The following is a 15190-nucleotide window of genomic DNA, read 5'->3' as shown; positions in this document are numbered from 1 at the left end:
ATGGCGAAGGGAATGAAAATTAAGAATTTTTAAAATTTATAGTTCGTTATTTTATCGCGCCAACATAGGGTATGTAAAAAACAGAAAATGAGTTACGTTCACTATGAAATGCACCAAGATAGCGGATTCTAAACGCCGCGTGCGATGATAGGCGTACCCATAAAATAAGCCAGCTACGACAGTAAATGCCATGAAATCTACCCCCCCTTGTCGATGACCGGGTAAGGCCACGGCAAAAAGAATTGCGGAAATAACAATAGGTATAAAAGGAGATAGTTTCCAACGATGGGCCAAAGTCATCAGATGACTTTGGATCATACCTCGAAAAATAACTTCTTCCGCAAAACACACAAAATAAAGATTATTAAAGGCCCAGAACCAAAAAACTTCTGGAAACTTTGGATCAAACTGCACATACCCACTCAAAATAGTTAGCGGGATAAGGACAGCAATGCATAAGGCAGAAATGAGGACCGTATTGCGTAAGGTTTTCATGCCAAACGGATTTGCCTGCCGGACAAATAGACCACTAGCCATTACCAACACAACCGCAGCAATGGTTTTGTCAAAATTTAAATACATTGTGAAAGGCGCAGCAGATGGCGAAATTAAAATTCCCGTGAAAAAGCGTAAATTATGAAATCCAGGAACCATATGACTGGCAAAGGCAATGGCAACAAGACTTAAAGCGAATATGCGTATCAGATTGTACCACTCTTTGGTAGACAAATGCCGCCAATGAAGAGTGCATAATCCCCAAAACGCAACGATAGCGAAAAGTCCTAAGGGATTAATAACTCCTTGGATAAAGGCAAAGACAAGTTGCGCCGCAAAGAGGGGAGCGAGGATGATGCGAGATCGTGTCAAAAACAAACCCACGATAAACAAACCTAAAGTGAAATAAGGAAGTAAAGAACTAATGGCTTGTAAATTCATAAATATTTCTCGCATTACTGTAGGCAAAGTGAGCACACTCTTGTTTCTATAAAGAGTGACATTAGCGATTACCTGCCGTCAACCCAAGAGATGCTGAGAAATTATTTTTTCTCTTTGATATGGAAATCAATAACCTTAGGATTTGCAGCTCTCAAACTATTTGAAAAAGCATCAATCTGCAAATAAGCAATCAATATTTTTTCAACGGTACTGACTATTAAATTTTCACCCGGAGCAATAGCGAATTTGCCAATGTATTCTTTTAGAGCCCCTGGAATCGCAGCGGCAAAAATTGATGTTTTTGTCTCTGAGTAAACCAACACATCTTCGTCTCTCATTACTATTAAAATTTCTCGAATCGCTTTATCTGCAATTTGGCTTAAATCTAAAGTTGCAAGAGTTTTACGCAAGGATTGGTAGCGTTTTTGGAAAAATTGATAATTTAATAATTCTTCAACAAGTTTACTCATTTCGCCATATTCATTAAAGAGTGCAGAATAAGCCAGAAGCACTTCTTTAAAATTCCCAAACTCTTTTCCTTGCCCACATTTGACAAACATCTGCATCAAAAAAGAATCCGTAGTTCCAAAGATAGGAATTGATCCACTGAGATATTTTTTCAGCTCCGGTATGCTATCTTTCTGAATTTTTAATTTAAACTCACGTTTTAAATCTTTTATAGCTTCCCCATCAGTTGCCGTTGGAGAAAGCCATTTACACATATCTGCAACCACTCTATCCAAATAATCTTCATAGAATTCCTCGAATTCTTGCATTTTATCTTGGACAAGTTGAGCGGCCTCGTGCTGACGTTGAACATAAAGTCTGTGTTCTCCAACTTTAGATAAGGCTTTGCGGTTTTTTTCGATCCATTTTGTGGCGACCTCAATTGTTTGAAATGCCGGGCTATCTGTCATTGTAGGTAACTGGCCTTTAACTTCATTAAATGTTCTTAAAAAATTGCCAGCATCAAATTCTTCAGCCCCTGCCTTCAATCTCTCCAGTTGTCGTTTTGTCAGCATCCGTTGAACAGCTTTGAGCTTTGCATTTTTCTCCATTTCATCTAAGAGTGTCTGAACACACTCTTTAATAGAATTAAGTTTTTGATTCAAAGTTTCATCTAGGGATATATTGGGTTCTTTGAGATTATGCGTATGAAAGTATGGCGCTCCATATACAATGAATTCTGTTCCCTTTGTGGGTAAAAGGACTTGGCCCCCTTTTAATGTTCCCAGAGCATTCAATAGGTCATTTTTTTCCTGCTCCATTTCTTGTAATCTGGCTTGAAGTTCTGCGACACCCTCCTCAACAACTATTTCTCTAGCGGCTTCTCCATTTTCCCCAGAAAGCGATTTTGCATCGGAGATGGCCTGCTCCATTAAAAATTTTTGTGCCTGAAGCTTTTCTGTCCAGGTTCGCTCCAAATCTTCAACTAGTTTTTGATGAGCCTGTCTTTCTTGATCTCGCTTTATTACTTCATGTTGTTTAAGTTGATCTATTTCTAATTCGGCTTTGGCTCTCTCTACAGCCCGTTTATTTGCTTCCTCTTCTTGTACAAAAGCTAATTTTCGAGCAATTCCTTCTTCTCTTAGTTTTTCTTTCTGTTGAGCTTGCTCAACTAAAATTTCATTTATAACTCCTAAGCCCCCTTGTTGTATTCTTATTCTAGCTGTTTTTTTAGGAGTAAACTCAACACCCTTGGCCTTAGCAAGGGCTTCTATCATTTCCAGAGTTGTTGCCGAACAATATTTGCCTGAAACAGTAAAGAGAAAAATAAGAGAGAGCGAGGCTTTATAAAACATGGCAAAACTTTCCATTAATGTATTTTTTTAAGCTTGGAATTTAAAATTTTTGTTTATATACGTCTTTTAAAAACCCAATAATTTCATAGGAATTTATTAAAGATTTTACAAAGATTATATTTTGAAATTTACCCACGTGTGGGACTAAAAAATTTGTATCACATCTAGGTTATTTCTTGCAGGTAAAAAATTATACATAACTTCTTAGAATAAAACTGCAAATTACTTTATCCGCAAATCAGCACTACCCACAAAGTTGTGCGGCTAAAAGACGCATATAAAAATTTTTACATAGGCCAAAATCCATTTCTTTAGCTTATGTTATTCGCTACATTTAATAAAAGAGATAAATCATAACCACAATTTTTGTCTTGGCCACCCAACTCATCGGTTGTAACTTTTACCCCCTTCATGATATTGCTTGTTTAAAAAGGTCTCAATCTTGAGGCTTCATAATAATATATACATTTTCTAAACTAAATTGACCGATTCTTTGCATCTTAAAATGATGCAAAATAATAGAAAAAATATAATTTTGTCCACATTAAACGAAATGAAGAACTTTTATGAAAATAAATTTGAAGTTATTATTTACATTTTTTGCTTTATCAACTTATAGTCAAGCCTCCTGGAATCCTTACGTGGGAATCGGTTTTGGTCTTTCGAAATCGCAAAATACATTTAAAGCATATCTAAAAAATAATATTGGAGAGAATAGCCTGATATTAAATATGGATACAACAGGCTGGAATGAATCTCTCATTTTGGGTACACGCAATCAACAACCCAACTTTTTCTTTTCAAGTGAATTGTTTACCACTCTCCACCAATATCATATCAAAAGAAAAGGCAATTCATTCTATGATCCCAATATTGGTGTTAATTTACCCTTCGGAATTGCTGATTTTGAGGTCAGTCAAAAATATTCTAATGGTATGAGCTTTCTTTTTGGAAAAGATCTCACAAAAACTATAGATGTCTTTTTAAAGTTTGATTTTTTTGTCAGTCAATTTAGAATTAAGTATGTCAATTCAAAGTCACCGGGTACCAGTGGCCAAGAAAACAAATGGCTCTTTGGCTATGCGCCTGGTGTCGGCATGCAATTCAAGCTAACGGACTCTCTTGCAACAAGAGTTGATTATACCTACAGAATCTATAACAACTTTCAATCCAAGAATATTTCTCAAGAAACTGATGTTCCCAATACAGTCTTTACGGGTAAAATTTTGCCGAGAATTCATCAATTTACGGTTTCGTTGATTTATAAATTCTAACGCTATTTTAGGATATTTTTCAGAAATTGAGCAAAAGCATCAGACTGTTTATTGATCGCAAATTCAATGACTTGGTACTCTGCCGACTTATATTTGTAAAAGGGATCTTCTTCTAAGATTTTAGTGAGGTCATCTCGATTTGGTGCCGAGGCTAAAATCACTCCTCCATATCGAGGAATTTGGGGGCCAGAAGCCTGAAAAATTCCTTCTTTATAATATTTATCAAGAAAATCTAAGTGCTCCCCCCTTTGCGCAAGAATGGTCTCAATAGGGACAAGATACCGAAGAATAACAACAAATAAAGTTTTATCTTCCACGTTACTGAACCGAATCGATCAGGATCACACAGTTCTCAGGGGTCACTTCACAAAACCCCCCGGAAATATTAAAAACCTGAGCTTTTTGACCATCTTGATACAGCGTTATCGGACCAGGGCGCAGCATTGTCATAAAAGGAGCATGCCGATGCAAAACTCCAAAATCTCCTTTAGCGCCGGGAACCACAATCATTTCCACGTCACCCGAGTAAATAATTCCATCAGGAGAAATTAAAGATAATTGCATAATCTAAGCACTCTCTTTTTCCATTTTTTTCCCCTTTTTAACGGCTTCTTCAATGGTTCCTACCATATAAAAAGCAGCTTCGGGTAAGTGATCATATTCCCCATCAACAATTCCTTTAAAACCTGCAATGGTATCTTTTAAAGGAACAAACGCACCGGCCATCCCTGTAAACACTTCCGCCACGAAAAACGGCTGAGACAAAAAGCGTTGAATTTTACGTGCCCTGGCAACCGTAACTTTATCCTCTTCTGACAGTTCATCCATTCCCAAAATAGCAATAATATCTTGAAGAGATTTATATGATTGTAAAACACGTTGCACTTCTCGAGCCACTTCATAGTGCTCATCGCCCACAGTATGAGGATCTAAAATACGTGATGTCGAATCTAAGGGATCCACAGCCGGATAAATGCCCAACTCAGCAATTTGACGACTCAAAACGGTTGTAGCATCCAAATGTGCGAATGAGGTTGCGGGTGCTGGATCGGTCAAGTCGTCTGCGGGAACATAGATAGCCTGTACACTGGTAATTGATCCATGTGTTGTCGTTGTAATTCGTTCTTGCAATGCGCCCATTTCCGTAGCGAGCGTGGGTTGATATCCCACTGCTGAGGGCATGCGGCCTAACAAGGCGGAAACTTCAGAACCCGCTTGGGTAAAGCGAAATATATTATCAACGAAGAATAAAACATCTTTTCCTTCCTCATCACGAAAATATTCCGCAACCGTTAAACCTGAGAGCGCCACACGCGCACGCGCACCCGGCGGCTCATTCATTTGCCCATAAACCAGGGCAGCTTTTGAACCCTCCCCTTCCAAGTTTATGACACCGGATTCTATCATTTCGCGATAAAGATCGTTTCCTTCACGTGTTCTTTCGCCAACGCCCGCAAAGACTGAATAACCACCATGCGCTTTTGCAACGTTATTGATTAATTCCATAATCAAAACCGTTTTTCCCACACCCGCTCCCCCAAATAAGCCTATCTTTCCTCCCCGGGAATAGGGGGTGAGCAAATCAATGACTTTAATTCCTGTGACCAAAACTTCTGTTTCTGTCGATTGATCAATAAACTTAGGTGCTTCTCGATGAATAGGTAAAGTTTTCAAACCCTTTATAGGTCCTCGATTATCAATGGGTTCTCCAACGACGTTCATAATTCTTCCCAAGGTCGCAGGACCAACAGGAATCATAATAGGTTCACCCACGTCCATAACCTCTTGACCACGCGTTAAGCCATCCGTTGCATCCATAGCAATCGTTCGCACAAGATTTTCCCCAAGATGTTGAGCAACTTCTAGCACAAGAATTTTACCATCATGGTGGATGTGAAGAGCATTTAAAATCGAAGGAATTTTCTCTGGAAAATGTACGTCGATGACTGCGCCCATGATTTGGGTAATTTTGCCGACGTTCAAACCACCGTCAATCGCTTTTAGCTTTTGTTTTGGCATATCCTCATTCCTTCTTAATAATCTAATTTTCTAGGCCTTACCCACTTGGACCTCATTATTTTTACCCTTACATAGCCTCTGCCGCTGAGATAATTTCAATTAGCTCTTTAGTAATATAAGCTTGACGCGTCTGGTGATAGGTTCGAGCAAGCTTTTGAATCATATCTTGCGCATTTCGCGTTGCATTATCCATGGCGGTCATTCTTGCCCCCTGTTCGCTTGCCTCATTTTCCAATAAAACCCGATAAATCTCTACAGCCAAATATCGCGGCAGCAAAAAATCCAATAAAGAATCTACATTCGGTTCATACTCATAAAGAGAATTCAAAGAAGACTTAAATTCAGGTGCAGATATCGCTGAGGTTTCCGTGCTTGTGCGAAAAGGTACTAAAAAGTGATGGGCAATAGATTGATGAAGCGCAGAGTGAAAAATTGTAAACAGAATGGAGGCCTCACCAAACTGTCGATCCTTCAGCATATCTTGAAGTTTCGTGGAAAATTCTAAGGCATCTGTAAAGTTCTCTGTCTTTTTCCCTTCCGCATTTTTATGACCATGCTGCACCGTTTCAATAATTAAGTCTCCAAATTCCTGACGCAAGAGATCTCGTCCCTTTCGCCCCAAACAAAAAATTTTTACCTGCTTTTCTTCCGCTTTTAGTTTGCTAATAACTGCTTTTGCTTCCCGAATCACAGCAGCATTAAATCCTCCACATAAACCCCGATCTGTCGTCACAACAATCAGGAGATGAATGGGCAAATTATGATGCCCTGTCAAAAGAATAGGCTCTTTAGCTAGATCATTTCTATTTTGTGTTAATAAGTGACTTACCATTTCATACATAGCTCGATCATAGGGACGGACTAGCTCAACTCTTTCCTGGGAACGACGCAAGCGTGCCGCCGCTACCATCTTCATGGCAGAGGTTATCTTTTGTGTTGATTTCACACTGCGGATACGAGTGCGTAGTGTCTTAAGGCTCGACATAAAATCCTCTTCTTTACTCTTAACGAGATGTGTAGGAAGAACAAAATGTTGTTAGAAATTTTGCTAACTTTTTTTCTGTCTCTTCGCTTAAAGCACCAGTTGCTCTTATGTCTTCAAAAATTTCAGGTTGGTTCATTTGCAATACTTCAAGGTATTCTTCCTCAAATTTTTGAATATCTTTAATGGGGATTGAATCAAGAAATCCCTTCACGCCCGCAAAAAGAGAAACAACTTGTTCCTCCATGCTCAAAGGGCTGTATTGTTTTTGTTTAAGGAGCTCGGTCAATCGCTCCCCCCGATTCAATAATTTTTGTGTTGAAGCATCTAAATCTGATGAGAATTGAGAAAATGCCGCCATTTCACGATATTGAGCCAGCTCAAGTTTAATGCGTCCTGCAACTTGTCTCATCGCTTTTTTCTGAGCGGCAGATCCAACACGACTGACGGATAAACCAACATTAATTGCCGGACGTATTCCTTTATAAAACAATTCCGTCTCCAAAAAAATTTGGCCATCGGTAATCGAAATAATATTGGTTGGAATATACGCAGAAACATCACCCGCTTGAGTTTCTACAATAGGTAAGGCCGTCAAAGATCCACTACCAAAAGGTGTATCCATTTTGGCAGCCCGTTCAAGCAACCGAGAGTGAAGATAAAAGACATCTCCGGGATACGCTTCTCGACCTGGGGGACGACGCAATAATAATGACATTTGTCGATAGGCAACCGCATGTTTAGATAAATCATCATAAATAATCAGCGCATGCATCCCATTATCTCGAAAATATTCCCCCATCGTACACCCAGTATAAGGAGCAAGGTATTGCATAGGTGCTGGATCTGAAGCTGTGGCCGCAACCACAATAGAATATTCTAAGGCTCCATTTTCTTCTAAGGTCTTCACAATTCGAGCCACAGAGGAACGCTTCTGGCCAATAGCCACATAAATACAATAAAGCTTTTGCGACTCATTTTTACCTTTATTTATGCCTTTTTGATTAATTATGGCATCCAAAACGATCGCCGTTTTACCTGTTTGCCGATCCCCAATGATTAATTCTCTTTGACCCCGTCCAATGGGAACCAAACTATCAATAGCTTTAATACCGGTCTGCATAGGCTCTGACACAGGTTGACGGGCAATAATTCCCGGCGCTTTTACTTCCACTTGAGATAGGGTCACATTTTTCAAAGGCCCTTTGCCATCAATGGGATTTCCCAAACCATCTACAACACGCCCCAAAAGCCCTTTCCCGACAGGAACGTCTACAATTTTTTGAGTTCTTTTGACCCGATCACCCTCTCGAATATCTCTATCGTTTCCAAAGATAACAACACCCACATTATCCGTTCCTAAATTAAGGGCCATACCCTTAATATCATTGGGAAAGAGGACCAACTCACCTGATTGGATATTCTCTAATCCATAAATACGGGCAATGCCGTCTCCAACAGAAACAACAATGCCGCTTTCCGCAATGTCCGCTTTAGGATCAAAATCTTTAATTTGTTCTTTTAAAATGGCGGAAACTTCCGCAGCTCTTAGTTCCATTAGGTATTTCCTTTCATCACCGTGGCAAGTTTATTGAGTTGTGTAATCAGAGTGGCATCAATAACACGAGACCCAATTCGAACCATTATTCCTCCCAATACACTTGAATCATTAACCAAAGTAAGTTTCAGTGTTCTAGGAAAGACCTGTTTTAACTTGTCTTGTAACAAGTGTACCTGAGCCGTTGTCAAGGGATGGGCAGAGATGACTTCAATGTTTTCTTGCCCTTTCTCGTATAACATTAAGTTTTGATAGATTTTATCAATCCTTGTCAGATAAGCTATGCGTTGCGCTTTCATCAATTGCGCAATAAAAGACTGAAATATTTTAGGTGTTTTGAGATGTACACATATTTCGACAAGCGCAGCCGTTTGGTCTTTGCAGCTGATTGTTGGGTTACTTAGAGCCTGCTTTAAAACGAGAGAGGATTGGATAAGATGAACCAAAGAGGTTAAGCTAGATCCTACACCCCCCGTTTGCTTCTTCTCTTTTGCCAAGTCGAAAAGAGCTTTTGCGTACCGACCGGGTAGAGAAGTTAAAATTCCTGGTGAAAATACATTTTCCATAATAAACGAATCAAACCCGATATTTTAGCAGCCTCTTTAAAGTCTTGCCTTGAAGAAAGTTGCCCTATGTTTTGTTGTTCCGTTCCTTATATTGGCGTGTCTTGAAGTAAATTTCTAGAAGGTATTTTTAAGAGGGGAGAATATGCCGCCCCTTACAATAAAAAAGGGCTATATATATCCCCGTTTACAGGGGGGATATATCAGTTTTTTGATTATCTCTTAAAATTTCTGAAAAAAATTATTGTACAGATCCAGCAATCATGCTCATGAATTTTTCAATATTCCGGTTGTTGGATTGAACAAGAGCATTATATTCATCTCGAATGGTGATACTCATACTTACGCCTTCAACTTTTACATCATGAATTTTTCCGCCTGCCACACGCCACTCAACCGGTGTCAAAGCTTCGCCAGGTTTCTGAATGGTACTGGATACAATAACGTGATCTTTTTCTTGGCGCGCATCTTTGACAACGAAAACAACACCACGATAGGCTTGGAAACGATTTGCATAAGACTTTTTAAGACGAGCTTTAAATAGGGGAACAAATCTCTCTTTTTGTTCATCATTCATTTGAACCCAATACCGCCCCATAACAAATCTTGCAATACCAGGAACATCAAATCCTTCATTCAAAAGTTTTTCAAAATTGGATTCTAACTGCTCTTGTGATACGTCTGGCTTCGTCAGAGAGTTAATGGCTCGTCGACCTAAATCTTCTATAAAAGCCTTGGCTCCGTCAGGGGTGTCTGCCAAAATTGATTGAGAGCTAAGTTGCGAGAAAAACAAAATAGCGACTAGGGAATAAAAAAAATTCTTAATCATAATATCCTCGTTCTTGATTGCAATAATCCTTAATGTAAAGCCTACAAGAAAGAGATTAACAAACGGTTATGAAGTCACCCTTGTTTGTTCCTCCTTAGCTACCTCTGGAGATTTTGCAGATTTTAGTTTTTCAGCCAAATAGGCCTGACGTTGGAAGTAAATACTCCGCATTGTAATATAAAAGTCGAAAGAGCCACTTCTTAAATTATCTATTGTTTCAATGACTTTCTCGCGATTCCTCAGCATATCGAATCCATAACGAACGGTCAACCAATAATGATATTTCCAATGATGGTGATTATTAAGATATATATTAAGAGGATCTGCATAATAGTCTGCCACAAACCCAGCCGTACCCCGGAATGAGGAAGATCCTAATAATGGTAAAACCAAATAGGGACCTGTATCAATACCCCACGTTATTAATGTCTGATTAAAGTCCGTGTCATAGCGAGGATAGCCCCTATCAGACGCAAAGTCTGAAATCCCTAAAAAGCCAATGCTAGAGTTTAGCAAGAAACGGAAAAGGGTTACGGTAGCCCGTTCTGGCTCGCCTTGAAAAATATGGTTTAAGAAACTGACAGGTGCAAATAGATTATCCAAAACATTTGATACACCTCGTTTTAGGGGGTCGGGAGTAACAGCTCGATAAATTTCTGCAACAGGCCTTAAAAGTGCGAAATCAAGAATTTCGTTTATCGAGAACACAAATCTATTGAGGGGTTCTAAAGGATCATTAGGTCCTTCATCTGACGAGAATTCCTGCGAAGCTGATGATGTTAAGTCAGCAGAAGGACTCTGATTTACTTCATTCTGAGAGGCGGAAAGCGGAGTTGCTTCAGGGATTGTGTTGGCCACAATAGGCCCGCTGCTTAAAATACCTAACTCTATTAGGGTTGCAACTAATAATCCATGCTTTAATAAACAGAATCGCATTCCTGGAAATTCCTTTTCATAGGCTTCATTCTCCACCGACTTTACCTGCAGTGTGAACAGATTTCACTCAAAAAATAGATAATTTTTTTCAATTTTTTATAGATTTGTGCAAAAGAGACTGAATAATAAGTAAAATTTTATAAATTTTTTCTTGAAATATTATGAATACTATTAGAGCTTTTGGTGTAATTTCTAGATTATTATGAAAGTTTCCCGAGTAAGAGGTCCTCGCAATGCCATGGTCAGCTAGATATACCGCCCATAATTCGGGAGTTTTTCATTATGTTTTAAAAGAGGCCATTTTCTCATTGGTTTTAGGCGTCAGATCAGGTAAAAATAGGTTGGTATATCATTGAGGGAAGTGTTCTCCTCTTTTTAGCAGTTTCCTTGATAATCAATTCATTTTAGAGTTAGGGTATTTTTTTGACAGCGCTGGCATTAACAGAATCAAAAGACATAGATCATACTACCGAAACTATCCCTCAGTGGGAAAAAGTTCGTGAGCAGTTGCGGTTAGAATTTGGTGAAGCTGTGTTTAAGAGCTGGATTAAACCCCTGTTTGTAATCGATGTTTTGGGAAACACTGTTCGAATTGCTGCCCCAACGCGTTTTATGCGTGATTGGGTTGTTTCTCATTATGTGGAACGCATTCGGCTCCTCTGGCTAGGCCTAAATCCCTCTATTACGGCAGTTGAAGTTATTGTTAAAATGGGCACTCCGGTCCCGCTACCTTCCCAACAGCCAGATGAAATTCTCCCAGCGGGCACTCCTCAAAGTCCCAAAGAAGCTTCTCTCATCGATGAAGAATCCATTGGCATAGATCGAGATGTTCTTGGCGCAGCCCTTGATCCTCGATTCACTTTTGATAATTTTGTGGTTGGCAAACCTAACGAACTTGCTTATGCCGCTGCTTTACGCGTTGCAGAATCTCAAACGGCTCAATTCAACCCCCTGTTCTTATATGGCGGGGTTGGTCTTGGTAAAACCCACTTAATGCATGCGATTGCCTGGCACATTAAAACCTATCATCCCAAACGTCGCGTTATCTATTTATCAGCAGAAAAATTTATGTATCAATTTATTCGTGCCTTACGTTTCAAAGATACGGTGTCATTCAAAGAACTGTTCCGTTCCGTTGATGTTCTCATGATTGATGATGTTCAATTCATCAGCGGTAAAGAAACGACGCAAGAAGAATTTTTTCATACTTTCAATGCTCTCGTTGATCAAAATCATCAAATAATTATTTCTGCTGACAAGTCTCCTTCTGATTTGGAAGGCATGGAAGATCGTTTAAAATCCCGCCTTGGATGGGGACTGGTGGCGGATATTCATCCGACAACCTATGAATTACGATTAGGAATTTTACACGCCAAAGCAGATACTTTAAATATAGGAATTCCAAAAGATGTTATGGAATTTTTAGCGCGCAAGATCAGTTCAAACATCCGCGAACTTGAAGGTGCCTTAAATCGTATTATCGCCCATGCCACTCTCGTGGGCCGCGAAATTACCTTGGAAACAACTCATGATGTTTTGCGAGATCTTTTAAAAGCGAATGATCGACGTATCACAATCGAGGATATTCAAAAGCGTGTCTCAGAGTATTATGGCATTAAGATTTCAGATATGCAGTCTGCTAGACGATCTCAAAATGTTGCCCGTCCTCGTCAAGTCGCTATGTATTTGGCTAAGACATTAACATCTCGATCTCTTCCTGAAATTGGCAGAAAATTTGGTGGACGCGACCACACAACCGTCTTACATGCTGTGCGCAAAGTTGAAGAAGTCAGAATTCAAGATCGAGAATTTTCAGATGATCTCGATATTTTACGTAGAAACTTGGAGGTATAATTTAAGTCATGAAGTTAACAGTTGATAGATCCGCTTTTTTAAAAGCCCTTTCCCATGGTCAAAGTGTTGTTGAACGAAGAACAACAATCCCCATCCTAAGTAACGTTCTTTTAAGCGCAACGCCCATGGGCTTAAGTTTAATTACTACAGATACGGATCTTGCTCTCATAGAGACAGTCCCTGCAATTGTGACTGAGCCAGGTACAACGACTGTCTCTGCTCAAATGCTATTTGATATTGTGAGAAAACTTCCCGAAGGGTCCACGATTGAACTGACTTATTTGTCGGAAACAGGCCAATTAAACTTAAAAGGGGGGCGATCTCGTTTTAATCTGTCTTGCCTGGATCCCGAAGATTTTCCCCAACTCACTCAAGGGGAATTACCCTTCCATTTTTCTTTACCCATCGCGATATTTAAAAAGCTTTTAGACCGTGCAAAATTTGCTATGTCCACAGAAGAAACCCGCTATTATCTAAATGGAATACACTTTCATACACTGGAAAGAGAAGGGCAAAAAATCCTTCGCTCCGTCGCCACAGATGCGCATCGCCTTGCCTATATTGAAGTCCCTTTGCCTGAAGGAGCCGAAAATATCCCTGGCATCATTATTGGACGCAAAACCATCACAGAAGCTCGCAAATTGGTAGATGATACAACCACTGAAGTTCAAGTTGCTCTCTCTCCAACACGCATTGAATTTGCGTTTGAGAATGCCGTGTTAAGTTCTCGATTAATTGATGCAACTTACCCGGAATATGAAAAAGCCATTCCGAGTGGTAATGATAAAATTGCCATTATTGATGCAAAAACTTTCGCAGCAGCTGTCGATCGAGTGGCTACCGTTTCGAATGACAAGATTAGAACTATAAAAATGAGTTTAAACAACAATATGCTCACCCTATCTGCAGCAAGTCATGATTTAGGTAATGCCACCGAAGAGATTGCGATCGACTTTCCGCATGCTCCCGTTGAAATCGGTTTTAATGCTCGTTATTTACTTGATATTGCCCAACAAATTGATGAGGATGAAGCTCAAGTTGTTCTGGCAAATGGGGATGCGCCAGCCATTATTAAGGGGATGACAAATCAAGAAGCAACTTATGTTCTCATGCCCATGCGGGTCTGATAAAAGCAAGGTCGCAAGATATCACATGATAAAAAAGTATGGCAGGGACTATCATTAAGTGCAGATACGACAATGCAAAGAAAATATTTCTGTTCAACCTTCACCTATGATGGGTTTGTCGCGACTTGCGTTGCATCAGTTTCGAAATTATCAAGGATTAGACCTCCATCTTCACGCTGACACTATCGTTCTGACAGGACCTAACGGAGCAGGTAAGACAAACATTTTGGAAGCTCTTTCTTTTTTGTCTCCCGGCCGAGGATTGCGAAGTATTAAGCTGTCACAAGTCACCAATCTTAAAAAAGTGAATGATGATATGACTCATCCAACCTTATGGGCAATTGCAGCTACCGTAGAAACGTATCACGGTCCTGTTCAATTGGGAACTGGATTAGATTACACAGCCATAGGAAACGAACGCCGTGTGGTTAAAATTAATGGTACGCCAGCAAAAAGTCAGGCATCCTTAACTGATTGGATCAGTGTCATTTGGGTAACGCCTCAAATGGATCGACTATTCTTAGAGCCTGCATCCGTTAGGCGAAAGTTTATTGATCGACTCGTTTTTGCAGTGGATGCAAATCATGCATCAAGACTTCATCGATATGAACACCATTTGCGCGAACGTGCACACCTCCTGCGAGAAGGACGTTATGATCCCTTGTGGGTTTCAACTTTAGAAAGACACTTGGCAGAAGATGGCGTCGCCATTGTGGTGGCTCGGCAACAGGTCGTTAAAAGCTTGGAAAGTGCTCAACGAATCGAAAAATCTTTTCCATTTCCTCAATTTCGCGCTGAAATGAAAGGTGAAATTGAATGCTGGACAACAAATCAACCGGCGCTTGCCGTTGAAGACCAATATGCAGCAAGGCTTGCAAGTAATCGTTATCAAGATGGAGAGGCTGGCGGAGCTGCCATTGGGCCTCACCGGAGTGATTTTCAAGTACACCATCTTGCCAAACAGCTTCCAGCAGAGCTATGCTCCACGGGAGAACAGAAAATGTTGTTACTTGCCTTAACCTTGGCTTTTATAAAAGTTCAAGAAAATTATCGTACGTGCCCAGTTATCTTATTGTTAGATGACATTGCAGCACACTTGGATGATCAGCACCGGCTGATTTTATTTCAAGAAATTTGTGGGCCCGCCAAAGATTCATCTCTTGAGTCTTCTAAGGGCCCTTTTCAAGTCTGGATGACCGGAACCGAAAAGTCTGCCTTCCAAGACCTGAACCCTCAAGCACAATTCTTGACGGTTCATAATGCAACTTTGACAATTTGATTTTAACTGTCACAATTATAGAGCAACTGTA

Annotated in this window: 14 protein-coding genes; 4 read left to right on the top strand and 10 right to left on the bottom strand. The window is 39.9% G+C overall.

All coding sequences use genetic code 11. The features are described from left to right. Positions 1-51 precede the first annotated feature (51 nt). Together FJX03_05770 and FJX03_05765 are read right to left on the bottom strand one after the other, a co-directional pair. A complete protein-coding gene (locus FJX03_05770) occupies positions 52-972 on the bottom strand; it encodes a CPBP family intramembrane metalloprotease (GenBank protein ID MBM3633192.1) in 921 nt (306 codons plus the stop codon). Positions 973-1037: 65 nt separating this feature from the next. Further along, entirely contained in the window at positions 1038-2738 is a 1701-nt protein-coding gene (locus tag FJX03_05765) for a hypothetical protein (GenBank protein MBM3633191.1), read from the bottom strand. A 566-nt stretch (positions 2739-3304) separates the two neighbouring features. Here FJX03_05765 and FJX03_05760 point away from each other — a divergent pair. After that, on the top strand, positions 3305-4012 hold the full coding sequence (locus FJX03_05760; GenBank protein MBM3633190.1) for a porin family protein: 708 nt from the start codon (positions 3305-3307) through the stop codon (positions 4010-4012). Between the two features lie 2 nt (positions 4013-4014). Here the strand turns inward: FJX03_05760 and FJX03_05755 are convergent, their stop codons facing one another. The 8 genes from FJX03_05755 to FJX03_05720 all read right to left on the bottom strand — a co-directional run bounded on the left by FJX03_05755 (position 4015) and on the right by FJX03_05720 (position 10899). Then, on the bottom strand, positions 4015-4329 hold the full coding sequence (locus FJX03_05755; GenBank protein ID MBM3633189.1) for a GTP cyclohydrolase: 315 nt from the start codon (positions 4327-4329) through the stop codon (positions 4015-4017). 1 nt (position 4330) lies between these two features. Continuing rightward, a complete protein-coding gene (gene atpC / locus FJX03_05750) occupies positions 4331-4576 on the bottom strand; it encodes an ATP synthase F1 subunit epsilon (GenBank protein ID MBM3633188.1) in 246 nt (81 codons plus the stop codon). A 3-nt stretch (positions 4577-4579) separates the two neighbouring features. Further along, a complete protein-coding gene (atpD, locus tag FJX03_05745; protein MBM3633187.1) occupies positions 4580-6031 on the bottom strand; it encodes a F0F1 ATP synthase subunit beta in 1452 nt (483 codons plus the stop codon). A 67-nt stretch (positions 6032-6098) separates the two neighbouring features. Then, complete coding sequence (gene atpG, locus FJX03_05740; GenBank protein MBM3633186.1) at positions 6099-7016, bottom strand: ATP synthase F1 subunit gamma; 918 nt, start codon at positions 7014-7016, stop codon at positions 6099-6101. A 19-nt stretch (positions 7017-7035) separates the two neighbouring features. Beyond that, complete coding sequence (locus FJX03_05735; GenBank protein MBM3633185.1) at positions 7036-8571, bottom strand: F0F1 ATP synthase subunit alpha; 1536 nt, start codon at positions 8569-8571, stop codon at positions 7036-7038. Further along, positions 8571-9137 carry an ATP synthase F1 subunit delta gene (gene atpH, locus FJX03_05730; GenBank protein ID MBM3633184.1) on the bottom strand — a complete coding sequence of 189 codons (567 nt, stop codon included), beginning with the start codon at positions 9135-9137 and terminating at the stop codon, positions 8571-8573. The genes FJX03_05735 and atpH overlap by 1 nt, the downstream gene beginning before the upstream one ends. A gap of 238 nt (positions 9138-9375) precedes the next feature. Beyond that, positions 9376-9963: an ABC transporter substrate-binding protein gene (locus FJX03_05725; protein ID MBM3633183.1), complete on the bottom strand. Its 588-nt coding sequence runs from the start codon at positions 9961-9963 to the stop codon at positions 9376-9378. Between the two features lie 66 nt (positions 9964-10029). Beyond that, on the bottom strand, positions 10030-10899 hold the full coding sequence (locus tag FJX03_05720) for a VacJ family lipoprotein (protein MBM3633182.1): 870 nt from the start codon (positions 10897-10899) through the stop codon (positions 10030-10032). Between the two features lie 456 nt (positions 10900-11355). On the opposite strand from FJX03_05720, the gene dnaA reads away from it, so the two are divergent. Genes dnaA through recF form a run of 3 tightly spaced genes read left to right on the top strand, consistent with a single transcriptional unit; the run spans position 11356 to position 15159 of the window. After that, on the top strand, positions 11356-12753 hold the full coding sequence (dnaA, locus tag FJX03_05715) for a chromosomal replication initiator protein DnaA (protein MBM3633181.1): 1398 nt from the start codon (positions 11356-11358) through the stop codon (positions 12751-12753). Positions 12754-12761: 8 nt separating this feature from the next. After that, entirely contained in the window at positions 12762-13880 is a 1119-nt protein-coding gene (locus FJX03_05710; protein ID MBM3633180.1) for a DNA polymerase III subunit beta, read from the top strand. Positions 13881-13938: 58 nt separating this feature from the next. After that, complete coding sequence (recF, locus tag FJX03_05705) at positions 13939-15159, top strand: DNA replication/repair protein RecF (protein MBM3633179.1); 1221 nt, start codon at positions 13939-13941, stop codon at positions 15157-15159. The last annotated feature ends 31 nt before the right edge of the window (positions 15160-15190 follow it).

The organism is Alphaproteobacteria bacterium, assembly GCA_016870095.1.
Classification (GTDB): Bacteria; Pseudomonadota; Alphaproteobacteria; order Paracaedibacterales; family VGCI01; genus VGCI01.
The sequence above is the reverse complement of the archived record's forward strand: the minus strand, read 5'-3'. Positions and strand labels throughout refer to the sequence as shown.

Coding starts and splice junctions, on each gene's coding strand:
- FJX03_05765 (MBM3633191.1), bottom strand. CDS start 2,738: ATGTTTTATAAAGCCTCGCTCTCTCTTATTTTTCTCTTTACTGTTTCA.
- FJX03_05760 (MBM3633190.1), top strand. CDS start 3,305: ATGAAAATAAATTTGAAGTTATTATTTACATTTTTTGCTTTATCAACT.
- atpC (MBM3633188.1), bottom strand. CDS start 4,576: ATGCAATTATCTTTAATTTCTCCTGATGGAATTATTTACTCGGGTGAC.
- atpD (MBM3633187.1), bottom strand. CDS start 6,031: ATGCCAAAACAAAAGCTAAAAGCGATTGACGGTGGTTTGAACGTCGGC.
- atpG (MBM3633186.1), bottom strand. CDS start 7,016: ATGTCGAGCCTTAAGACACTACGCACTCGTATCCGCAGTGTGAAATCA.
- FJX03_05735 (MBM3633185.1), bottom strand. CDS start 8,571: ATGGAACTAAGAGCTGCGGAAGTTTCCGCCATTTTAAAAGAACAAATT.
- atpH (MBM3633184.1), bottom strand. CDS start 9,137: ATGGAAAATGTATTTTCACCAGGAATTTTAACTTCTCTACCCGGTCGG.
- FJX03_05725 (MBM3633183.1), bottom strand. CDS start 9,963: ATGATTAAGAATTTTTTTTATTCCCTAGTCGCTATTTTGTTTTTCTCG.
- FJX03_05720 (MBM3633182.1), bottom strand. CDS start 10,899: ATGCGATTCTGTTTATTAAAGCATGGATTATTAGTTGCAACCCTAATA.
- FJX03_05710 (MBM3633180.1), top strand. CDS start 12,762: ATGAAGTTAACAGTTGATAGATCCGCTTTTTTAAAAGCCCTTTCCCAT.